The organism is Klebsiella sp. KPN54798, assembly GCF_021184225.1.
GTDB classification, from domain to species: Bacteria; Pseudomonadota; Gammaproteobacteria; order Enterobacterales; family Enterobacteriaceae; genus Klebsiella; species Klebsiella pneumoniae.
Genome location: NZ_CP089234.1, coordinates 4130863 through 4152832 on the forward strand (window position 1 = coordinate 4130863; position 21970 = coordinate 4152832).

At 57.8% G+C, this 21970-nt stretch carries 20 protein-coding genes, 1 other RNA gene and 1 pseudogene; 7 read left to right on the plus strand and 15 right to left on the minus strand.

The window, feature by feature from the left end:
• The first annotated feature begins 64 nt into the window (after nucleotides 1-64).
• Nucleotides 65-1490, plus strand: a pseudogene (gene yczR / locus LPQ25_RS19875) (MocR-like transcription factor YczR).
• 134 nt (nucleotides 1491-1624) lie between these two features.
• On the opposite strand, the gene LPQ25_RS19880 reads toward yczR, so the two are convergent.
• The 3 genes from LPQ25_RS19880 to ffs all read right to left on the minus strand — a co-directional run bounded on the left by LPQ25_RS19880 (nucleotide 1625) and on the right by ffs (nucleotide 2499).
• Nucleotides 1625-1840 carry a hypothetical protein gene (locus tag LPQ25_RS19880; RefSeq protein ID WP_004142688.1) on the minus strand — a complete coding sequence of 72 codons (216 nt, stop codon included), beginning with the start codon at nucleotides 1838-1840 and terminating at the stop codon, nucleotides 1625-1627.
• The gene (locus tag LPQ25_RS19885) at nucleotides 1837-2094 is read right to left on the minus strand and encodes a hypothetical protein (protein ID WP_002891977.1); all 258 of its coding nucleotides are present in this window, start codon (nucleotides 2092-2094) and stop codon (nucleotides 1837-1839) included. Before LPQ25_RS19885 ends, LPQ25_RS19880 begins: the two co-directional genes overlap by 4 nt.
• A gap of 308 nt (nucleotides 2095-2402) precedes the next feature.
• Nucleotides 2403-2499: signal recognition particle sRNA small type (gene ffs / locus LPQ25_RS19890), an RNA gene on the minus strand.
• A gap of 240 nt (nucleotides 2500-2739) precedes the next feature.
• Here ffs and LPQ25_RS19895 point away from each other — a divergent pair.
• Together LPQ25_RS19895 and LPQ25_RS19900 are read left to right on the plus strand one after the other, a co-directional pair.
• On the plus strand, nucleotides 2740-3147 hold the full coding sequence (locus LPQ25_RS19895; protein ID WP_004178755.1) for a dTDP-glucose pyrophosphorylase: 408 nt from the start codon (nucleotides 2740-2742) through the stop codon (nucleotides 3145-3147).
• Between the two features lie 67 nt (nucleotides 3148-3214).
• On the plus strand, nucleotides 3215-3526 hold the full coding sequence (locus LPQ25_RS19900) for an MGMT family protein (protein ID WP_004142687.1): 312 nt from the start codon (nucleotides 3215-3217) through the stop codon (nucleotides 3524-3526).
• 37 nt (nucleotides 3527-3563) lie between these two features.
• On the opposite strand, the gene LPQ25_RS19905 is transcribed toward LPQ25_RS19900, so the two are convergent.
• A complete protein-coding gene (locus LPQ25_RS19905) occupies nucleotides 3564-4055 on the minus strand; it encodes a YbaY family lipoprotein (protein ID WP_012737511.1) in 492 nt (163 codons plus the stop codon).
• A gap of 216 nt (nucleotides 4056-4271) precedes the next feature.
• Between LPQ25_RS19905 and tesB the strand changes: the two genes are divergently transcribed.
• Nucleotides 4272-5135 carry an acyl-CoA thioesterase II gene (gene tesB / locus LPQ25_RS19910; protein WP_002891899.1) on the plus strand — a complete coding sequence of 288 codons (864 nt, stop codon included), beginning with the start codon at nucleotides 4272-4274 and terminating at the stop codon, nucleotides 5133-5135.
• Nucleotides 5136-5189: 54 nt separating this feature from the next.
• On the opposite strand, the gene amtB is transcribed toward tesB, so the two are convergent.
• From amtB to LPQ25_RS19935, 5 genes are all read right to left on the minus strand, one after another.
• Nucleotides 5190-6476 carry an ammonium transporter AmtB gene (gene amtB / locus LPQ25_RS19915; RefSeq protein ID WP_004152876.1) on the minus strand — a complete coding sequence of 429 codons (1287 nt, stop codon included), beginning with the start codon at nucleotides 6474-6476 and terminating at the stop codon, nucleotides 5190-5192.
• Nucleotides 6477-6509: 33 nt separating this feature from the next.
• Nucleotides 6510-6848, minus strand: a complete 339-nt coding sequence (gene glnK, locus LPQ25_RS19920; RefSeq protein ID WP_002891893.1) for a P-II family nitrogen regulator — start codon at nucleotides 6846-6848, stop codon at nucleotides 6510-6512.
• A 243-nt stretch (nucleotides 6849-7091) separates the two neighbouring features.
• On the minus strand, nucleotides 7092-8870 hold the full coding sequence (locus LPQ25_RS19925; RefSeq protein WP_014907976.1) for a SmdB family multidrug efflux ABC transporter permease/ATP-binding protein: 1779 nt from the start codon (nucleotides 8868-8870) through the stop codon (nucleotides 7092-7094).
• Nucleotides 8863-10635 (minus strand): SmdA family multidrug ABC transporter permease/ATP-binding protein, encoded by a 1773-nt coding sequence (locus tag LPQ25_RS19930; RefSeq protein WP_004147344.1) that lies wholly within the window; start codon nucleotides 10633-10635, stop codon nucleotides 8863-8865. The genes LPQ25_RS19925 and LPQ25_RS19930 overlap by 8 nt, the downstream gene beginning before the upstream one ends.
• Before the next feature lie 43 nt (nucleotides 10636-10678).
• The gene (locus tag LPQ25_RS19935) at nucleotides 10679-11137 is read right to left on the minus strand and encodes an Lrp/AsnC family transcriptional regulator (RefSeq protein ID WP_002891873.1); all 459 of its coding nucleotides are present in this window, start codon (nucleotides 11135-11137) and stop codon (nucleotides 10679-10681) included.
• A gap of 115 nt (nucleotides 11138-11252) precedes the next feature.
• On the opposite strand from LPQ25_RS19935, the gene LPQ25_RS19940 reads away from it, so the two are divergent.
• A complete protein-coding gene (locus LPQ25_RS19940; RefSeq protein WP_009307943.1) occupies nucleotides 11253-12305 on the plus strand; it encodes a PLP-dependent cysteine synthase family protein in 1053 nt (350 codons plus the stop codon).
• 44 nt (nucleotides 12306-12349) lie between these two features.
• On the opposite strand, the gene cof is transcribed toward LPQ25_RS19940, so the two are convergent.
• Nucleotides 12350-13168 (minus strand): HMP-PP phosphatase, encoded by an 819-nt coding sequence (gene cof, locus LPQ25_RS19945; protein WP_004151335.1) that lies wholly within the window; start codon nucleotides 13166-13168, stop codon nucleotides 12350-12352.
• Nucleotides 13169-13295: 127 nt separating this feature from the next.
• Between cof and LPQ25_RS19950 the strand changes: the two genes are divergently transcribed.
• Both LPQ25_RS19950 and queC read left to right on the plus strand, forming a co-directional pair.
• Nucleotides 13296-14996, plus strand: coding sequence for an SgrR family transcriptional regulator (locus LPQ25_RS19950; protein ID WP_012737508.1), 1701 nt, complete (start codon nucleotides 13296-13298; stop codon nucleotides 14994-14996).
• Between the two features lie 66 nt (nucleotides 14997-15062).
• Nucleotides 15063-15764, plus strand: coding sequence for a 7-cyano-7-deazaguanine synthase QueC (queC, locus tag LPQ25_RS19955; protein ID WP_012737507.1), 702 nt, complete (start codon nucleotides 15063-15065; stop codon nucleotides 15762-15764).
• Nucleotides 15765-15875: 111 nt separating this feature from the next.
• Here queC and LPQ25_RS19960 read toward each other — a convergent pair whose 3' ends face one another.
• The 5 genes from LPQ25_RS19960 to lon all read right to left on the minus strand — a co-directional run bounded on the left by LPQ25_RS19960 (nucleotide 15876) and on the right by lon (nucleotide 21831).
• Nucleotides 15876-16277 (minus strand): YbgC/FadM family acyl-CoA thioesterase, encoded by a 402-nt coding sequence (locus tag LPQ25_RS19960; RefSeq protein WP_002891860.1) that lies wholly within the window; start codon nucleotides 16275-16277, stop codon nucleotides 15876-15878.
• Between the two features lie 111 nt (nucleotides 16278-16388).
• Complete coding sequence (locus LPQ25_RS19965; protein WP_002891859.1) at nucleotides 16389-16757, minus strand: helix-hairpin-helix domain-containing protein; 369 nt, start codon at nucleotides 16755-16757, stop codon at nucleotides 16389-16391.
• Between the two features lie 148 nt (nucleotides 16758-16905).
• Complete coding sequence (ppiD, locus tag LPQ25_RS19970) at nucleotides 16906-18780, minus strand: peptidylprolyl isomerase (RefSeq protein ID WP_004177252.1); 1875 nt, start codon at nucleotides 18778-18780, stop codon at nucleotides 16906-16908.
• A gap of 214 nt (nucleotides 18781-18994) precedes the next feature.
• Nucleotides 18995-19267 carry a nucleoid-associated protein HU-beta gene (gene hupB / locus LPQ25_RS19975; RefSeq protein ID WP_002444653.1) on the minus strand — a complete coding sequence of 91 codons (273 nt, stop codon included), beginning with the start codon at nucleotides 19265-19267 and terminating at the stop codon, nucleotides 18995-18997.
• Between the two features lie 209 nt (nucleotides 19268-19476).
• Nucleotides 19477-21831 carry an endopeptidase La gene (lon, locus tag LPQ25_RS19980; RefSeq protein ID WP_004151336.1) on the minus strand — a complete coding sequence of 785 codons (2355 nt, stop codon included), beginning with the start codon at nucleotides 21829-21831 and terminating at the stop codon, nucleotides 19477-19479.
• Nucleotides 21832-21970: the final 139 nt, after the last annotated feature.

Genomic DNA, 21970 nt, shown 5'->3' on the forward strand with positions numbered 1-21970 from the left:
ATGCCCTCATCATCAGCAAAAATGGACTGATAATTAATGGCCAGTTTTGGAAAAGTGGATCGCTATGTCAGCCCGACGCTTTGGAACCCAATCGCTGGTACGCCTGCTCGGCAACTGGCAGGAGACCAGCTCACGCACGCCGCTATGGCGCCAGCTGGCGGAAGCGCTCCGCCTGCTGATCCTTGATGGTCGCCTGACGCTGCAAACGCGCCTGCCCGGCGAGCGCGAGCTGGCGGCGGCCCTGAACGTCAGCCGGACCACCATCGCCAGCGCCCTCGGCCAGTTGCGGGAGGAGGGCTTTCTCTACAGCCGCCAGGGGAGCGGGTCACGCATTGTTTTGCCGGAACGCCCCGCCGATCTTCCTCTGCCTGCCGGCATCTCATCTACGCTTAATCTATCTACCGCCGCCCTCAGCGCCGGGCCGGAGGTCCATCAGGCCTTCCAGCACGCTATGACCCTGCTGCCGCCCTATCTCGCACAGACTGGCTATGACCAGCAGGGGCTGCCGGTGCTGCGGGAGGCGATTGCCCGGCGCTACAGCGAACGCGGTCTGCCGACGCGGCCCGATGAGGTGATGGTGGTCAACGGCGCGCTCAGCGCCTTCGCGCTGATCCTGCGCCTGTTCACCGGGCCGGGCGATCGGGTGGTTATTGACGCTCCAACCTATCCGATGGCCATCAGCGCCATTCAGGGCGCCTCCTGCCGCCCCGTCGGGGTTGCGCTTCCGCAGCAGGGATGGGACTGCGATGGACTGGCGGCGACTATTGCGCAGACTGCGCCGCGGCTGGCGTGGCTGATGCCGGATTTTCACAACCCCACCGGACGCTGTATGGATGCCCCACCCGCCAGCGGGTTGCGGACATCGCCGCCAGGACGCGAACAACGCTGGTAATCGACGAGACCATGGCCGACCTTTGGTATAACGCGCCGCCGCCCCACCGCTGGCCAGCTTCAATCCCGATGCCGCGGTGCTCACCATTGGTTCGGCCGGGAAAAGCTTCTGGGGGGGACTACGTATCGGCTGGATCCGCGCCAGCGCACGGACCATCGCCTCGCTTATTCAGGCCCGCGATTCGCTGGATTTGGGTACGCCGCTGCTGGAGCAACTGGCTTGCTGCTGGCTACTGGAAAATGCCGCCACACTGCTGCCGCCGCGGCGGGATATGCTCAAGGCGCGCCGGGACATGTGCGAAACGCTGATGGCGGAATATTTTCCCCGCTGGCGGTTTTCGCCACCGGAAGGTGGGCTCTCTTTTTGGGTGGAACTTCCTGACATGCTGGCCACCCTGTTCTCTGCGCGTGCGGAAAGCCAGGGGATCCATATCGGCACCGGTACGCGGTTTGGGCTGGAAGGGGCGTTCGATCGCTATTTACGTCTGCCGTTTACGCTGCCGGATGAAGCATTGCGCCGGGCCTTCTCCACGCTACAACCGCTGTGGCAAAGCCTTGCTGAACAGAAGGAAAATACACGTTTGCGAAAAATAATATAAGAAAATAGCGACGGGCTGACTTCAGCCCGTCAAATGACCTTCATCCATGAGGTATATGAGATGTTTTTATAAAATTGCCTGGCTATCCTGCCCTCTGGTTATGGCAACCCAATGACAGAAAGAAGGCAATTTCATTAATGCTGGCGCGGAATAGGAAACCCTTTCAGGGAAATAATAAAGCCATCTTCATCTTTTTTGATTTTAGCGCCGGTGTCACACCAGTCGGAAGCAATGCGAAAGAACTCATCACTACCGATATTCCAGTTCAGGCGGACGTGTTTTACGTATCCTGAGCGCAACATATCGCAAGCTTCGCTATAGTTGCTGGCTGTAGAGAATTGTTGTTTCATTTTTTCTTCTTCAGAAGTTTTCTTAATGCTTTGATTTCTTTAGGGGTAAGTGGCGTCGCTTCCTCTTCGGTATGCTGGCTGTCAATGTCCTCTTCCGTCACCCCCGCCTCACCTGCTGACTCCTCCAGCTGAAAAGCCAGCTGCAGCAGTTTTTCCGTTGCCGTTCCCAGGTTCTCGTTATTAACTTCCGCATAATGACGCAACTTTTCTTTTAGCTCTGCGTCAATTTTTACATTCAAAACCACTGTGGTCATAGCTACGCTTCCCGTGCAATAAAATCATCATAATTAATACACGAAGTTAACATGCTGATCCAGAGATATATTTTACAGCATGAGCCTGGCAACAAATTCCCATCAGTAAGATGCGCTTTATTTATGACATGCAAATGACATTAATATTTCAGTAGTATTTCAGATTTATGACAAGTAAATATTATGGAATAAAAGAAGGGGGTTTTAACAACAAAAACTAATATGCGATCTTTCTCAGAAATTAATTATTGCAGGAGTAAAAACCGGACAAATATAAGGGAAACACCAGGCGGGAGAAATGGGTGGGGCCCTGCCAGCTACATCCCGGCACACACGTCGTCTGCTCTGGCTGCTTCCTTCCGGACCTGACCTGGTAAACAGAGTAGCGTTGCGGGAGAACCAACAGAGCCCCCATTGAGAGCGTTAGTTGCCTAACGCGCTGGCGCATTATCCCTGCTGACCTGGTGAATTGCAAGCTCACACCGTCCGCCTGCTGGTTTATTGCGCAATAACGCGAATAAAACCAGCCACTCACGGTCAGCCTGTGAGATTGCGAGCCCGCGCTCAGCACACATCCGGGTTATCCACCATACTTATCCTCTTCGTCCTCTTTTATCACCAGTACATTGTCTCGACGGTAATCGAATGACTGATTCATCACCACAGACCATCACTCTGCCTTTACCTGCTATTGAAGGGATGACCATCGCCTTTCAGGGCGTAAACTACCTGCGTCCTGAAAAAATGCTCGACTTCGCGACCATCAGTCCCGCGCCGGTGCGGGCGGTTACGCCGCTGGCGCTGCTCTATTCCACCGTCGGCGTGCTGCGCCAGGTGGAGCTACGCAAGCTGCCGGTCTATATCAGCGGTCGGGTGGTGTACCCTATCTCGTCGTTAACCATGCCGGGCCTGCGCGCGAGGCTGATCATCAACGCCACTTCGCAGCGGTTGAAATTTCTTGAGAGTCTCATCGCCAGCTCAGCCTCCGACAATGTCCATGGCATGCAGATCCTCGGCCTCGCTCTGACGTTCACCGTCGAACAGGCCGCCTGACCCAGGCCGGCTGTACAGCTCCTGGCTTAGCGCTTATGCTGACGTTTTGCCGGTAACAGGACAGAAAATGGCTCCGCACGACACATTTCCCCAACGCGTCTGGCACATCGTGGCGTCGATACCGGAAGGGTATGTCACGACCTACGGCGAGGTCGCCCGGCTGGCTGGTTCACCGCGCGCGGCGCGCCAGGTGGGCGGCGTATTGAAGCGCCTGCCGGAAGGGTCCACCCTGCCATGGCATCGGGTGGTCAATCGCCATGGCGATATCTCCCTCACCGGCCCCGATCTACAGCGGCAGCGTCAGGCGCTGCTGGCCGAGGGTGTGCAGGTCTCCGGCAGCGGCCATATCGATCTCCAGCATTATCGCTGGGTTTATTGAAGGCAAAAAAAAGCCCCCATCCGGGGGCGTAGCGAGCTTACTGGGCGACAGGAACGGCGGTCTGCTGGACCGGAACCAGCGTCAGGTCGGCATGAGTGCCGCCCTGGTTTATTACCGTCTGCACGGTATCGGTAATAAACATCAACTGGCCGTTAACCGTGATCGCCGCGCTTAGCAGAATGCGAGCGTTCGGTTGAATATCTGCCGGGTTGTAAGGCAGCGCAAAGTTAAATGGCGCCTGTTTGCCTTCGGTACGCACCGCTTTTTGCGACAATACGCGGGCTGGCGCATCTGCCAGAGAAGCATCCGACAGGGTCACCGTCAGTACCGCATCCGGCGGTAAAGCGATTCTCTGGCGGATATTAATCGTCCCCGTGACGCTCGGCTGCTGCTGCGCCACGCTCAGCGTCGCGATACCGTAAGGGTCGGGCGTGGCCGCCTGCGTCGAAGAATTGTTCGAGTGGTGATTAGCACAGGCGGTCAGCGTCGCGGCGACGGCTAAGGCACTAAACATATAGGCAAATTTCATGATGTTCTCCTTATCATCCCTTAATACCCAGGAGGATGTTCCGCCGCTTCGCCGGCAGGAACTTTCGTGTCGTCAATAAGTGTGGCACAGATCTCAGATTTGTTCCTGTTAACTGGTCGTTATTCAGATTATTACACCCATCGGACCACTTGCGATTCCAGGTTATACTTGGCCACATTACGCGCGCTGCGCCGCTATTGTTAATTGAGGATAAGTATGAGTCAGGCACTCTCTAACCTGCTGGCATTATTAGATCTGGAAAAAATTGAGGAAGGGTTGTTTCGCGGGCAGAGCGAAGACCTGGGGTTACGTCAGGTTTTTGGCGGCCAGGTAGTGGGTCAGGCGCTGTATGCGGCAAAAGAGACCGTGCCCGTTGAGCGTCTGGTTCATTCGTTTCACAGCTACTTTCTTCGCCCCGGCGATAGCCAGAAGCCGATCGTTTACGATGTGGAGGTGCTGCGCGACGGCAACAGCTTCAGCGCCCGTCGGGTCGCCGCCATCCAGAACGGGAAGCCGATTTTCTATATGACCGCCTCCTTCCAGGCGCCAGAGAATGGCTATGAGCATCAGAAAGCAATGCCGGCCGCCCCCTCCCCTGACGGCCTGCCTTCGGAAACCGATATCGCTCGCAAGCTGGCGCATCTCCTGCCGCCGCAGGTGAAAGACAAATTCCTCTGCGATAAACCGCTGGAGATCCGTCCGGTGGAGTTTCATAACCCAATGAAAGGCCATATCGCCGAACCGGTGCGCCAGGTCTGGCTGCGCGCCAACGGCGCCGTCCCTGACGATCTGCGTATTCATCAGTATCTGCTGGGCTATGCTTCAGACTTTAACTTCCTGCCGGTGGCGCTGCAGCCGCACGGCGTTGGTTTCCTTGAGCCCGGCATGCAGGTCGCCACCATCGACCACTCTATGTGGTTCCACCGGCCGTTTAATATTAATGAATGGCTGCTTTATAGCGTCGAAAGCACCTCGGCCTCCAGCGCCCGCGGCTTCGTTCGCGGCGAATTCTACACCCAGGATGGCACGCTGGTTGCCTCAACGGTTCAGGAAGGGGTGATGCGCAACCGCAACGCATAAAAAAAGCCTCCCGGACGGGAGGCTTTTCGCTATCAGGAGAGAATGGCTTTTTTATCAGGCGTTATAGGCGTTTTCGCCATGGCTGTTGACGTCCAGCCCTTCGCGCTCCTGCTCTTCCGGCACGCGCAGCCCGACGGTCATATCCGCCACTTTGTAGCCGATGAACGCCACAACGCCGGACCAGACCACGGTGATGGCGATACTTTCCAGTTGCACCAGCAGTTGATGGCCCATGGTGACGCCTTCCGCATAACCGACGCCGCCCAGAGAAGTCGCCGCGAAGATACCAGTCAGGATACAGCCGACGATGCCGCAGACGCCGTGAACGCCGAAGACGTCGCAAGGATCATCCACACGCAGCCAGCGTTTCAGCGCAGTCACGCCCCAGATACCCGCCAGGCCCGAGGCGATACCGACGATCAGCGCCCCGCCGACACCGATATAACCACACGCCGGCGTAACGCCAACCAGACCGGCAATTGCCCCGGAGCAGGCGCCCAGCAGTGAAGGTTTGCCGCGCAGAGCCCATTCGCCAAAGGTCCACGCCAGGATAGCCGCAGCGGTCGCCACGACGGTGTTAACGAACGCCAGGGCCGCAATTTCATTCGCTGCGCTGGCAGAGCCGGCGTTGAAGCCGAACCAGCCCACGTAGAGGATAGCGGTGCCAGTGAACACCATCGGCAGGTTATGCGGTTTGAACGCTTCTTTGCCGAAGCCCACGCGTTTGCCCATCATATAGGCGCCGACCAGCCCGGCGACCGCGGCGTTGATGTGCACAACGGTGCCGCCGGCGAAGTCCAGCGCGCCATGGGTCGCCAGCAGACCGCCGCCCCAAACCATATGCGCAATCGGCACGTAGGAGAGTGTCATCCACACCACCACGAAGATCAGTACCGCGGAGAAACGAATACGTTCCGCCAGCGCCCCGACAATCAGCCCGACGGTGATGCAGGCGAACGAGCCCTGGAAGGCCACGTGGATATACTGATAGAAGGTGCCCATCAGCGCTTTCAGCTCAATATTTTTCAGCATCACCCAGTCAAAGCTGCCGAAGAAGCTGCCGCCGGTGCCGAAGGCCAGGGTATAGCCATAAATCACCCACAATACGCAGACCAGGCCAAAGGTGACAATCACCTGAGTCAGCATGGACAGAACGTTCTTACCGCGGATCAGGCCGCCGTAAAACAGCGCAATCCCCGGGATAGTCATAAACAGAACCAGCGCGGTGCAAATCATCATAAACGCGTTATCGGCTTTGTCCGCCACCGCAGGCGCGGCCATCGCCAGCCCCGGCAGAAGGGCTAATGCCCCCAGACCCGATTTCATTGTTGCCATTTTCATTGTTTCGTTCCCCATCACTGTGTGGTCTGGAAATTACAGTGCCGCTTCGTCAGCTTCGCCGGTACGGATGCGAATGACGCGCTGCAATTCAGCGACGAAAATTTTGCCGTCGCCAATTTTTCCGGTGTAAGCCGCTTTGCTGATGACATCGATGACTTCATCCAGCTGATCGTCGGCAATCGCCACATCAATCTTCACTTTTGGCAGAAAGTTGACGCTATACTCGGCGCCGCGGTAGAGCTCCGCGTGACCTTTCTGACGGCCAAATCCTTTGACTTCAGTGACCGTCAGGCCCTGAATGCCGATGGAAGACAAAGCTTCACGCACGTCTTCCAATTTGAATGGTTTGATTACCACGGTAACCAGCTTCATAAGTCCCCTCCAGTCAGTATTCGGTAATGGCCGCAGCTAACACGATGGATATAAAGCAAGGGCTATGCCAGAAATGAAAAAAGGCCGCAAAGCGGCCCTTTGATGGCAAAAAACAGGGGACAGGTCAGGCAATATCCTGCGCAACGGCGCCTGGCGCGCAAAAATGCACCACAACGGTGCATTTGATGTAACGTTTTTGCACCATCGCAGGCCGCCCAGCGTTCCCTGCCTGCTGGTGGTGCATCAGGCGCTGAGCGACTCCTCTCTGGCGCTGGCCGCCAGCTCTTCGCCGGCCAGCTGCAGCTGATACATCTGCCAGTAGCGGCCTTTCGCCGCCAGCAGCTGCTGATGGGTGCCCCGCTCGACAGCCTGACCTCGATGCAGAACCAGGATGGTATCGGCCTCCACAATGGTCGACAGCCGATGGGCAATAACCACGAGGGTGGTATGCTGGCGGACCTTCGCCAGCGCCTGCTGGATCGCCTGCTCGGTACCGGAGTCGATGTTTGCCGTCGCCTCATCCAAAATCAGTACCTGCGGGGCGTCCACCAGCACGCGAGCCAGCGCCAGCAGCTGCTTCTGCCCGACGGAGAGATTATTGCCCTGCTCGCCCAGTTGGGTGTACAGCCCATCGCTCATGCTGCGCGCCACCGCCGCCAGCTGCACCGCCTCCAGCGCTTCCCAAACCTGCGCCTCACTGATGTCCCGGCCCAGCGCGACGTTGGCGTAGAAGGTATCCGCCAGCACTACGGGATCCTGTTGCACCATCGCGATGCCCCGACGCAACGCGCTGTGGCTGAGGGATGCGAGCGGTCGACCATCGATGCGGATCTCGCCGTGGGTTAACGGGTAATAGCCCATCATCAGACTGGCGAGGGTACTCTTTCCGCTGCCGGTATGTCCGACCAGCGCCACGAAGCTGCGGGAGGGAATATCCAGCGTGATATCCTGGAGAACCAGACGGTCCCCCCGGTAAGCAAAGGAGAGATGGTCAATTTCCACCCGACCGCTGCTCAGCGGCGCGTCATCCGTACCCCACGCCTGGCGCGGGCGATCCATCAGCTCGAAAACGCGCTCGCCGGCGACCACCGCCTGCTGCAGCATCGACTGCTGGGTGGTCAGCTCGATAAGCGGCTCGTTAAGGCGTCCAAGATAGCTGATAAACGCGTACAGGACCCCAACCTCGATCGTGCCCACCGCGCTAAAGCCGAACAGCATCAGCAGCCCGCACAGCACCAGCGAGGAAAAAAGGCTCAGCAGCGGGCGCAGCAGAAAACCGTCCAGGCGCAGCGTCTGCATCCGCGCCAGATAGTGGGCATAGCTGGCCTCGCGCATCCGTTCGCCAAAGCGCGCCTGCTGGCGGAACTGCTGGATGACGCCCATGCCGTTGATCACTTCGTTGAAGCCATCGTTGATGTCGGCAAGCCAGGCGCGCACCCGCCGCACGATCGGCGTGCTATAGCGCTGATAGATAATCATCACGATCAGCACCGCCGGGAAAATCGCGATCGCCACCAGCGCCATCCGCCAGTCGAGGCTAAACATCGCCACCAGCATCGCGCCGATCAGCGCGGCGCTGCGCAGTACCGTAGCCACCACCGTCACGTACAGATCGCGAATGACTTCCGTATCGTTGGTTACCCGTGAGATAAGCTGCCCAACCGGCTGGGTATCAAACTCGCTGAGCGGCTGATGCAGGGCGGCATCCATCACGTCGCTGCGCAACTGCTGGACGACGCCGACCGCGGCGCGGTTAAACAGCAGCGACTGGTTATAGTGCAGGAGCGCCGCCAGCAGCTGCAGGCCGATATAGGCTACCGCCAGGCCGGCCACCAGCTTCAGCGGCAGCGTATGTTTCGCCACCATGTTGTCGATGAAATAGCTGATAAGCAGCGGGCCGCTCACTTCCGCCGCCGCCGCAATCCACATCATCGCCACCGCGATGGCCAACGGCTTGCGCCACGGTGAACCATAGGCCAGCAGGCGTTTAAGCGTCGGCCAGAGTTCGGTAAAGCTACGCATCCAGGGCCTCCTCTTGCGTCTGCGGAACCTCGTCGAGCGCGGCCTCCAGCTGCTGATATCGATACATGTCGCGGTACCAGCCGGGCTGCACGGCCAGCGCCTCGTGGCGGCCGCGCTGGGCAATATGCCCATGCTGCAGTACCAAAATTTCACTGGCCTCGGTGAGCGCCGACAGGCGGTGGGCGCTGATAATGACCGTCCGCCCCTCCCCCCACTGGCGCAGATTATGCAGGATCTGGTGCTCGGTGCGGCCATCCACCGCCGATAAGGCATCGTCGAGGATCAAAATTTCGGCCTCCAGCAGCAGGGCGCGAGCAATCGAGATGCGCTGTTTCTGACCGCCGGAGAGCATCACGCCGCGCTCGCCCACTTCGGTCTCGTAGCCCTGAGGCAGACGCAGAATGTCGTCATGCACGCTGGCCAGTTGTGCAACCCGCTCAATCTGCGCCTGCGTCGCGTCCGGTTTTCCCAGCGCGATATTATTGGCGACGGTATCGGAGAATAAAAATGGCGTCTGATTGACCACCGCCAACCGGGCGCGCCAGCTGTCGAGCTGCAGAATCGGCAGCGGCAGATCGTGAAAGCGGATCTCGCCGTGAGTGACGTCAAAATGGCGCTGCAGCAGCGCCAGAATGGTGCTTTTGCCGGCGCCCGTCGGCCCGCAGATGCCCAGCATTTGCCCCGGCTGGAGAGTAAAATTTACCTGCTCCAGCGAAGGTTTGCTCGCCTGCGGATAGATGAAATCGCGAATAGCAACCTGCAGGACGCCACGGCCTGCCGGCACCGCCTCGGTCCCGTCATCCACCGCCGGCGCCTCTTCAAGCATCGTGCGGATACGACCATAGGCCGCGCTACCGCGCTCCACGATGTTAAACATCCACGCCAGCGCCAGCATCGGCCAGATCATCAGGCCAAGATACATCACGAAGCTGGTCAGCTGGCCCAGGGTCAGGCTGCCGTGGATCACCATCCAGCTGCCGCCGCCGATGGCCAGCAGGTTAGCGGCCCCGATGGCGATATAGATGGTGGGGTCGAAGCGGGCGTCAATGCGCGCCACGCGCATGTTTTTCGCGCCGGTATCGGCAGCATCGGCAGCAAACTGCGCCGACTGGCGATCCTCCAGCCCAAACGCCTTAATCATGCGGATGCTGGTCAGGCTCTCCTGCGTGCGATCGTTGAGGCTGGAAAAGGCCGCCTGAGCAACGCGAAAACGTTCGTGAAGCGCATCGCCGTTGCGTTTGATCGCCAGGGCCATCAGCGGCATCGGCAGCAGCGCCAGCAGAGTAAGCTGCCAGCTAATCTGCGTCGACATTACAATCAATACCGCACAGCCCATCACCAGGGAATCCACGAGGGTTAATACTCCTTCGCCAGCGGCAAACACCACCCGGTCCACGTCATTGGTGGCGCGGGCGATAAGATCCCCGGTGCGATGGCGCAAATAGAACGCCGGATGCTGGCGGCTCAGTTGCCGGTAAAAATCTTCCCGCAGCTCAACCGCCAACTGGTAAGAAGCGCCGAACAACAGCACGCGCCAGACATAGCGCAGCAGGTAGACCATCACCGCGATCAGCACCAGCGCGCCGATCCACATCCACACCTTCTCCGCGGTGTAATGCTGTTGCGTCACGCCGTCGACCACAATGCCCACCACCTTCGGTGGAATAAGCTGCAGGACGGCAATAATGACCAGCAGGGCAATTGCGCCAAGATAGCGGCGCCACTCCCGGCGGAAGTACCAGCTGAGTTGAGCAAATAATCGCAAGCAATAAAATCCTGATTTTGTAATGGGTTACGGCGCAATACCGTTATTCGACAGGCAAGGCGGTGGTATATTTTATCTGTTCCATGGCAAAACTCGAAGTGACATCCGACAGACCAGGCACACTGTTCACTAAACGTTTATAAAAGTCGTCATAGCGTTTCATATCAGCCACCTGCACCCGTAGCAGGTAGTCATACTCCCCCGCCATCCGCCAGAAGCCGAGCACTTCCGCCATCTGCGTCACTTCGCTCACGAACTGACAGTACCAGTCGCTGCTGTGATGCTGGGTCTTGATCAGGACGAACGCCGTCAGCCCCAGCCCCACCTTTTCCGCGTCCAACAGGGCGACGCGCCCGCGGAGAATACCCTCATCTTCGAGCCGTTTCAGGCGTTTCCAGCAGGGCGTGGTGGTCAGATTAACGGCATCGGCCAGCGCCTGCAAAGAGAGGGTGCAATCTTCCTGCAGTAGCGCCAGCAGCTTACGGTCAATTTTATCTAGCATTGGGCATCCTCAGAGAAAATTTTGCTCTCATAATGGTAATCCACAGGTTAAATGGCAACAATTTTTCCTGCGCTTTCCGCTAAGCTAGGCACAAAATGACAAACAGGAAATCACGATGAATAGCGCCTGGGTTAAACATGCCATTAGCGAAATCAACGCTGACTATCAGCGCTCCGCCGACACGCACCTGATCCGTCTGCCGCTGCCCGCTTTTCCGGGCATCCACCTGTATCTGAAAGATGAAAGCACCCACCCCACCGGCAGCCTGAAGCATCGCCTGGCGCGGTCGCTGTTTCTCTATGGCTTGTGCAACGGCTGGATCAAAGAAGGCACGCCAATTATAGAGTCCTCCTCAGGGTCAACCGCCGTTTCGGAGGCCTATTTCGCCCGCCTGCTGGGGCTGCCGTTTATCGCTGTGATGCCCTCCTGCACCGCCAGACGCAAAATCGAACAGATCGAGTTCTACGGCGGACGCTGCCATTTTGTGCAGAGCGCCGGCGAAATCTACGCGGCTTCCGAAACGCTGGCCCGCGAGCTGAACGGCCATTATATGGATCAGTTTACCTTCGCCGAGCGGGCCACCGACTGGCGCGGCAACAACAATATCGCCGACAGTATTTTCCGCCAGATGAGCCATGAGCCGCACCCGCAGCCGTCATGGATCGTCATGAGCGCCGGCACCGGCGGCACCTCAGCAACCATTGGCCGCTATATTCGCAGCCAGGGCTACGAGACGCAGCTGATGGTCGTTGATCCGCAGAATTCGGTGTTCCTCGATTACTGGCAGACCCGCGACGCCAGCCTGCGCAGCCCGGTCGGCAGCAAAATTGAAGGCATAGGACGGCCGCGCGTCGAGCCGTCGTTTATTCCCGACGTTGTCGATGAGATGCTGCGCGTGCCGGATGCGGCGAGCGTAGCCACCGCCCTGTGGCTGGAAACGCAGCTTGGGCGCAAGGTCGGCGCCTCGACCGGCACCAATATGTGGGGCGTATTGCAGCTGGCCGCGCGGATGCGCGAAGAAGGTCGCACCGGCTCGATAGTGACACTCCTGTGCGACAGCGGTGAGCGTTACCTGGAAAGCTATTACAACCCGCAGTGGGTGGCGGACAATATCGGCGATATTGCGCCCTGGCAGGCGGAGATCGCCGGTCTGGTCGAAAGGCGATAAAAAAAGCCAGATAGAAGCCTATCTGGCTTGCTGGAAGGGTCTCTCTATTCGGGGGAATAAGGAAGATCAGGATTATCCAGCCAATGAGTTAAAAAATGGGAGACTGCCTGATTCCGGCAGTCGCCAATTACCGGCAGATGCGGCAGCTCGGCTTTCAGCTGCGGCATCGCGTTGCCCATGATGAACCCCCGCCCAACGCTGCCCAGCATCTCGCGGTCGTTCATCGCATCGCCGAAGGCCATGCACTCCTGCAGGGTGAAGCCTAAATGCTGGCTGAGCACCGCCAGCGCCGCGCCTTTATTGCAGCCAACCGGCAGCACCTCCAGACAGTCCATTGCCGAGAAGCAGAGAAATGCGCGATCGCCCAGCGTCTCATTCAGCTGGATCCGCAGACGGCGCAAATCGTCATGATCGCCGCAGAAACAGATCTTGGTGACATGCTGCGCCGACATGCGCTTCAGATCGCACAGTTGATAGTGAAAGCCGCTGAATACATGCGCTTGCAACAATTCAGGCCTTGCCTGGCCGGTGAACCAGCCGCCATCGTTAAAGACGTGCATGCTGGCCTGGGTATCCCATTTGCCGTGCAGCACCGCTTCCGCCGCTTCGGGAGCGAGATCCTGGCGATAAAGCTCCTCCCCTTCCAGCGAATGGATGCGCGTCCCGTTGCCGGTGATCAGAAATGCATCAAGGGAAAATTCGCCAATCACATGGTGCATCTCCAGCACATGGCGGCCGGTGGCGAAGGTCAAGGTGATATCGCGCTCACGCAGCCGTTTCAGCGCGGAAAGCGTCTTTTCTCCAAGACGATGGTCCGGCATCAGCAGGGTGCCGTCCATATCAAATGCCGCCAGTTTTGCCATGGTATATTCCCCGATGTGTGATGGGCTTCGCTTGTGTTGCAGTATCACCTGGGATATACGGAAGTAATAGTGAATAGATATTATTAATTGTTCCGGGTTTACAGCGGCCCGGTGGACGACGGCCCCCATGCGACTCTTACACCGTTTAAATCAATACCAGCGCCTATGGCAACCCTCAGCCGGGGCGCCGCAGCAGGTCACCGTCGGCGAACTGGCGGAGCGCTGTTTTTGCAGCGAGCGCCACGTCCGTACTCTGCTGCGTCAGGCGCAGGAGGCCGGGTGGCTAAGCTGGCAGGCCAGCTCCGGGCGCGGCAAACGCGGACAGCTCTCATTTCACAAAACCCCGGAAAGTCTGCGCAACGAGATGATGGAGCAGGCGCTGAACAACGGTCAGCAACAAACCGCGCTGGAGCTGGCGCAGCTTGCCCCGGTGGAGCTGAAAGCCCTGCTCCATCCCTTCCTCGGCGGTCAGTGGCAAAACAATACCCCCACGCTGCGTATTCCTTACTATCGCCCGCTGGAGCCGCTGCGTCCCGGCTTTCTCCCCGGCCGCGCCGAGCAGCATCTGGCCGGACAAATCTATGCCGGGCTGACGCGCTTCGACGAAGGCGACAATATGCCGATCGGCGATCTGGCGCACCACTGGCAGGTCTCCCCGGACGGCCTGCGCTGGCATTTTTATATCCGCTCCACGCTGTGCTGGCACAATGGCGATACGGTGGAAACCGCGCAGTTGCGACAGCGGTTACTGCTGCTGCTTGAGCTGCCCGCCTTGCGGACCCTCTTCGCCAGCATCAGCCGTATCGATGTCACCCATGCCCAGTGTTTAACAATAACCCTGCATCGCCCTGACTACTGGCTGCCGTTCCGCCTCGCCAGCTACTGCAGCGTGCTGGCGCATCCCGACGATCCGGCCATTGGCTGCGGACCGTTCCGCCTGAAGCGGTTTAGTCCGGAACTCGTCCGCCTGGAAAACCATCCCCGCTACCACCTGCAGCATCCGCTGATCCAGGCGGTGGAGTACTGGATCACTCCTCAGCTCTTTGACCGCGATCTCGGCACCAGCTGCCGCCATCCGGTGCAGATCACCATCGGCGATCGCGAAGAGCTGCATAATCTGCGTCAGGTCAGCAACCGTATCAGCCTTGGCTTCTGCTATTTGACCCTGCGCCACAGCCCTCGGCTTAGCAAAGCGCAGGCCCAGCGGCTGGTGTCGATAATCCATCACTCGTCGCTACTGGATACGCTGCCGCTGGAGGAGGAGCTGATTACGCCAAGCCATGAGGTGCTGCCGGGATGGTCCATCCCGCAGGGACCGGCAAACAACGCGGTACCGCTGCCGGCCAGGCTCACCCTGCTCTATCATCTGCCGGTCGAGCTACATGCGATGGCCGAACAGCTGAGGCAACGTCTGGCTCTGCTGGGCTGCGAGCTGACGCTCCTGTTCCACGACGCTAAAAACTGGGAAGGCTGCCAGCATCTGGGGCAGGCCGACCTGATGATGGGCGACCGTCTGATCGGCGAAGCGCCGGAGTACGCCCTGGAACAGTGGCTGCGCTGCGATATGCTGTGGCCTAATTTGCTGACCGGGGCGCAATATGCTCATCTGCAGGCGACATTAGACGCGGTGCAGTCTCAGCCCGACGCTCGCAGCCGCAACGATGCGCTGCGCAACGTATTTAACAGCCTGATGGAAGACGCCATCATGACGCCGCTGTTCAAGTATAACTATCGGATCAGCGCGCCACCGGGGGTCAATGGTCTGCGCCTCAACGCCCGGGGCTGGTTCGACTTCGCCAGCGCCTGGCTGCCGGCCTCGTCGACGTGAGAGAGCTGGTGATGGAGGGCGTCTGGCGCTACCATATCGCCTTTATTCATTTAGTCAGGAATTGCCATGAAACGCGCCGTAGTTGTCTTCAGCGGAGGACAAGATTCAACCACCTGTCTGGTGCAGGCTCTGCAACAGTATGATGAAGTGCATTGCGTCACTTTTGATTATGGCCAACGCCACCGCGCGGAAATCGACGTTGCGCGCGAACTCGCCCTGAAACTGGGCGCCGTCGCGCATAAAGTGCTGGACGTCACTCTGCTCAACGAACTGGCAGTCAGCAGCCTGACCCGCGATAACATTCCGGTACCGGACTATCAGCCTGATGCCGAGGGTATTCCCAACACCTTTGTCCCCGGGCGTAATATTCTGTTTTTAACCCTGACGGCAATCTACGCCTATCAGGTAAAAGCCGAAGCCATCATCACCGGCGTGTGCGAGACCGACTTCTCCGGCTACCCGGACTGCCGCGATGAGTTTGTCAAAGCGCTGCACCACGCCGTCAGCCTGGGGATGGCGAAAGACATTCGCTTTGAGACGCCGCTGATGTGGCTGAATAAAGCCGAGACCTGGGCGCTCGCCGACTACTGGGGTCAGCTGGATCTGGTGCGCCGGGAAACCCTCACCTGCTACAACGGCATTAAGGGCGATGGCTGCGGCCAGTGCGCCGCCTGTAACCTGCGCGCAAACGGACGCAACCAGTATCTGGCGGACAAGGTCGGGGTAATGGCGGTTATGCAGCAAAAAACCGGACTGGCGCAGGCATAATCTCCGGGGATCGATTTACCGGAGCTTTGACTCAAATTCCCCGGTGGCGCGATGCTTACCGGGGCTACGGGTTCATCACCTGCCGTGGGCCCGCCACTCGCACGACGGTTGTCAGCGCAGGTTCATCTGGTCAAGTTTCGCACGCAATTCCCCTTCCAGCGGCAGCGCCTTCTGGGTTTTCAAATCGATACAAACGAAGGTAATCAGCGCATCGGCCACTACTTCGCCATTGGGGTTGAGGGTGACCACCTGGCTTAGGGTGCCGCTTTTGCCGTTGAGTTGCTCCAGTTTGCTGCTCACCGTCAGCACATCGCCCAGTACCGCCGGACGACGATAGTTAATATTGATATTCACCACCACGAAGGCGATGTTTTTCTCCATCATCCACTGAAACGCGGGGCTATTTTCCAGGCCATCCCAGCGGGCTTCCTCGAGGAACTCCAGGTAGCGAGCGTTGTTCACATGCTGGTAGACGTCCAGATGATAGCCGCGAACTTTAATTTGTGTCTGCATAGCACTAATGCCTTTCTGTTATTGTTGTTTATGAGGTAAGAGGTCACACCACTTGATGCAACCTCTTTATCCTGGCAAAAAATCACCGCTGTGCAAGGTCTGGCATAAAATTTACAGCGTCAGATGGGCTAAATTGCGCTCCACCAACGCGCTCCCCATTCCCGGGACCTGCTTCAGATCATCGAGGGTTTTGAACGGCCCGTACTCTTCGCGGTAGCTGACAATAGCCTGGGCTTTTTTCAATCCTACGCCATTCAACGCCTGCGCCAGCTGTTCGGCGCTGGCGCGGTTAATGCTGACCTTTGTCGCCCCGATGTCAGACTCGCCGGGCACCGCTTCCGCCTTCGCCGAAGAGGAAGCCTGCACATTTTCTTTATTCACCGCCGCTTTGCCGCTGGCGGGTGCCGCCAGCGCCCCCTGTACCCCTACCGCAAAAACCAGAACGCCCGCGGCCATCAGTGCTTTTATTCCATATTTCATGCTGATATCTCCTTGTGTGTAGACAGCAAGGTCACGATAGCGTCAGTGCGGATGGTCGACAAAAGGCAAATCACAGAAATGGAAAGGGCCGCGAAAGCGGCCCTTGAGGATTACATCGTGTTGCTCATTTTTGCGAGACGACGCGAAATTACTGCTGCTGGTCGATGCTGTCGCCGAGCTTAATTTTCGCCGCCTTGCGCAGGTTGCTCATCAGCGCTTCGAAAGCGATTTGGGCATTGTTCTGGGTGATCCCCTGAACCATGGCCTTCTTCTGCTCTTCCGGCATGCTGCCGGCTTTCACCTCATCCAGCGCTACCAGCACCACATCGCCTTGCATATTGCTGCCCACGCCGTAGACCGGTTTACCCTGCTGCGGCAGCGGCAGGGTAAATGCCAGCTGGCTCAGCGGATCCTGGCCGGTACGAGAAAGCGTCTGCGGCGCGCCAAAGCTCAGGCCAGCCGCCTTCATCGCTTCATCGCCTTTGCCGTCTTTCAGCGCCGCCAGCAGCTTGTCGGCCTCCAGTTTCGCCTGCTGTTCCGCTTTATTGTGCTTAACGATATCGCTAACCTGTGCCTTCACTTCGGCCAGCGGCTTCACCGCCTCGGCTTTGTGTTCGCTAATGCGCAGAACAAAAGCGCGATCGCCGTCAACGGTAATGATATCGGAGTTGCTGCCCGGCGCGCCGTTCTCACCCACCAGACCGCCGTTGAAAATAGCGTCAGCGACCGGTTTAAAGTTCAGCTCCTCCGGCAGGTTATCGCGGCCAAACCAGCCGGTTTCTACGACCTTCAGCCCGGCGACCTGCGCTGCGCTCGCCAGCGATTCATTATCGTTGCTGGCCGCATCGCTCACCTTCTGCTGCAGCGCGTAGTAAGCATCCAACGCTTTTTCCTGCTTCACTTTCGCCGCAATGTCATTACGCACGTCAGCCAGCGGCTTCACCTGCGCCGGCTGGACGTCGTCCAGACGAGCTACCAGGAAGCCAACCGAGGATTTGATCACGCCAGACAGCTGGCCTTTCTCTTTCAGCCCGGCATCTTTCAGCTCAGGCACGGTAGAGGCATCTTCCATCCACCCCATATCGCCACCGTTGCGGGCAGAGATAATATCGGTCGATTTTTCTTTCGCCAGCGTGGCGAAGTCCGCTCCTTTTTGCAGCTCGGCCAGTACCGCTTTCGCATCGGCTTCAGTTTTGGTCTGAATCACGCTGTAGCGGTTGCGCTGCGGCTGAGTGAACTGATCCTTGTGCTGGTCGTACCATGACTGAATCTCTTCGTCAGAGGCGCTCTCCTGCATGCTGGCGGCATCCATTTTGATGTAGCTGACGCGGAACTGCTCCGGCGCCATAAAACGGGCCTGATTCTGCTGCCAGAAGGCGTTGATTTCCTCATCGCTGGCGGTCTGTTTTGCCGCCAGGGCATTTACGTTGATGGTCGCTTCGCGGACCACCCGCTGTTGAGATACCAGCGCCGCCAGCTGATCGGACTCGCCCGGCAGCATGAAGTCGGTACCCGCAATGGCGTTAATCAGCTGCTGCGTGGTCAGCTGGTTACGCAGCGCCTGGGCGTACTGATCGGTGGTCATCCCCATCTGGGCGACAATACCACTGAAACGCTGGTTGTCGAACTTACCGTTCGTCTGGAACGCCTGGGTCTGGAAGATCGCCTGCTTCACCTGCTCATCGCTGATGCTGAGGCCCAGCTCGCGGGCATACTGATCCAGAAGCGACTCATCGATCAGGCGGTTCAGCACCTGCTGGCGCATGGTTTTCATGTAGTTTTCGTTCGCCGCCAGCTCGGAGAATTGATCGCCAAGCTGCTGCTGCATACGGTTACGTTCGCTGGCGACGGCGTTTTCAAACTGCCCACGGCCAATCTCCTGGCCATTCACTTTTGCGGCATAGTTTTTGCCACCGCCAATCAGGTAACCACTCACCCCGGTCAAAATGAACGAGACGATAATGATACCGAAAATAATCTTGAGCACGACGCTGTTGGCGGCCGTGCGTAGGTTGTCCATCATGGTGTAACAACGCTCCGCTGTAGATGACTTTAGCTCGCGCAGCATAGCACGTGATGGCCGCCGCGCGTGAGGACGTATTTTGACAAGAAAACAGGGTGATTGTCAGCCCACAAGTGGCGATAAACACACATAAAGTGGTCTGAAAAGGCAATAAAAAAGGCACATCTCACGATGCGCCCTTGTACTTCGTCACATTCCCTGATGGGAAAGCCGATCAGTTCACCGCGTCTTTCAGCGCTTTACCAGCACGGAAGCCCGGCACTTTTGCGGCAGCGATAGTAATTTCTTTACCTGTTTGCGGGTTGCGACCAGTACGGGCGGCACGTTCTTTAACAGCAAAGGTACCAAAACCTACCAGCGCAACGTCATCCCCAGCCTGCAGAGATTCAGTAACAGAAGCGATTAAAGCATCTAACGCACGTCCAGCTGCAGCTTTAGAAATGTCCGCACCCGCAGCAATTTTGTCAATCAGTTGAGATTTATTCACTGTTCTCTTCCTCTCTTTATAATTTATATCGCACCTGAGTCCTTCATAGTGCGACCGCGCAGCAGTTATATCAGGACTGTCATGCCCTTACAACAGCAGTTGTCGATGACCCCCCTGCCAGCGATCTAAGTTAGCTACACAAAAAAAGGCTGGCAAGTCCGAAATGACTTACCAGCCCTATTTTTATTAGCGCAATTTGCGCAGAATCACTATTTCGCGGTCACAACCTGCATGCCGAACGGTTCGTTCTGCAGCGCAAGTGTCAGAACTTCCTCGATTCGTTTCACCGGATGGATATCCAAATCGGCGATAACGTTATCCGGAATTTCTTCAAGGTCGCGTTTGTTCTCATCAGGAATCAGAACAGTCTTAATGCCGCCGCGATGCGCCGCCAGCAGTTTTTCCTTCAGACCGCCGATCGGCAGCACCTGACCACGCAGAGTGATTTCACCGGTCATCGCCACATCAGCGCGTACCGGGTTACCGGTCAGGCAGGATACCAGCGCCGTGCACATGGCAATACCCGCGCTCGGACCATCCTTAGGCGTCGCCCCTTCCGGCACGTGCACGTGAATGTCACGCTTCTCGTAGAAGTCGGCGTTAATGCCCAGCTTGTCAGCCCGCGAACGTACCACCGTCAGCGCAGCCTGAATCGACTCCTGCATCACCTCGCCCAGCGAGCCGGTGTAGGTCAGCTTGCCTTTGCCCGGCACGCAGGCGGTTTCGATGGTCAGCAGATCGCCGCCCACTTCCGTCCACGCCAGACCGGTCACCTGACCGACGCGGTTCTCACTATCGGCGCGGCCATAGTCGAAGCGCTGTACGCCGAGATAATCATGCAGATTCTCACCGTTAATTTCGATGTGTTTCAGCGATTTATCCAGCAGCAGTTGCTTAACGGCCTTGCGGCACAGCTTGGAGATTTCACGCTCCAGGCTACGTACCCCCGCTTCCCGCGTGTAGTAACGAATAATGCCGATAATGGCGCTATCGTCGACGGTCAACTCGCCTTTCTTCAGCGCGTTACGTTCGATCTGCTTCGGCAGCAGATGACGTTTGGCGATGTTCAGTTTTTCATCTTCGGTATAGCCGGAGAGACGAATCACTTCCATACGGTCCAGCAGCGGCGCCGGAATGTTCATGGAGTTGGAAGTCGCCACGAACATCACGTCGCTGAGATCGTAATCCACTTCCAGATAGTGGTCGTTAAAGGCCACGTTCTGTTCCGGATCCAGCACCTCAAGCAACGCGGAAGCCGGGTCGCCGCGCATGTCGGAAGACATTTTGTCGATCTCGTCCAACAGGAACAGCGGGTTTTTGACCCCCACTTTCGCCATTTTCTGGATCAGTTTGCCCGGCATCGAGCCAATGTAGGTCCGACGATGACCGCGGATTTCCGCTTCATCGCGCACGCCGCCAAGCGCCATACGAACGTATTTCCGTCCGGTCGCTTTGGCGATGGATTGACCCAGCGAGGTTTTACCTACCCCCGGCGGTCCCACCAGACAAAGGATTGGCCCCTTGATTTTGTTCACCCGGCTCTGCACCGCGAGATATTCAAGGATGCGATCCTTCACGCGCTCCAGGCCATAGTGATCGGTATCGAGGATCTCCTGGGCCTGACGCAGGTCTTTTTTGACCTTACTGCGCGCATTCCACGGCACCTGCACCATCCAGTCGATGTAGCCACGCACGACGGTCGCTTCCGCTGACATCGGCGACATCATCTTCAGCTTCTGCAGTTCCGCTTCGGTTTTTTCTTTCGCCTCTTTCGGCATTTTCGCCGCGTCGATCTTACGCTTCAGCGCTTCGTTTTCGTCCGGGGCGTCGTCCATCTCGCCGAGTTCTTTCTGAATCGCTTTCATTTGCTCGTTCAGATAGTACTCGCGCTGAGATTTCTCCATCTGCTTTTTGACGCGGTTGCGAATGCGCTTCTCAACCTGCAGCAGATCGATTTCCGATTCCATCATCGCCATCAGATATTCCAGACGTTCGTTAACGTCGGACATCTCAAGCACAGACTGCTTGTCAGCCAGCTTCAGCGGCATGTGCGCCGCGATGGTATCCGCCAGGCGCGCCGGATCGTCGATGCTGTTCAGCGACGTCAGCACTTCCGGTGGGATCTTCTTGTTCAGCTTGATATAGCCTTCAAACTGGCTGATAGCGGTGCGAACCAGCACTTCCTGCTCGCGTTCGTCAATCGCCGGCGAGTCGAGATACTCCGCTTTCGCCGAGAAATGCTCGCCATTATCAGACAGCGCAGAAATGCGAGCACGCTGCAGCCCTTCGACCAGCACCTTCACGGTGCCGTCCGGCAGCTTCAGCATCTGCAAAATAGACGCCACGGTTCCAACGGTGAAAAGATCGTTTACACCCGGCTCATCCGTCGACGCTTCTTTCTGCGCAACCAGCATGATTTTTTTATCATGGTCCATGGCCGCTTCGAGGCAACGGATAGATTTTTCCCGCCCTACGAACAGGGGTATGACCATGTGCGGATAAACCACCACATCGCGCAATGGCAATACGGGGATTTCAATGCGTTCAGAACGCTCAGGATTCATAGAGCTCTCTCTTAGTTTAAAGTCCGCCAGGTAGCCGACGACGCCACACTCCACTGCATCGTCGTTAATATGTAATCCAGTATATGGGGATGTATTCCACACATTCAACGGCGGGAATGCAGGAAAAATAAAAGGGGAG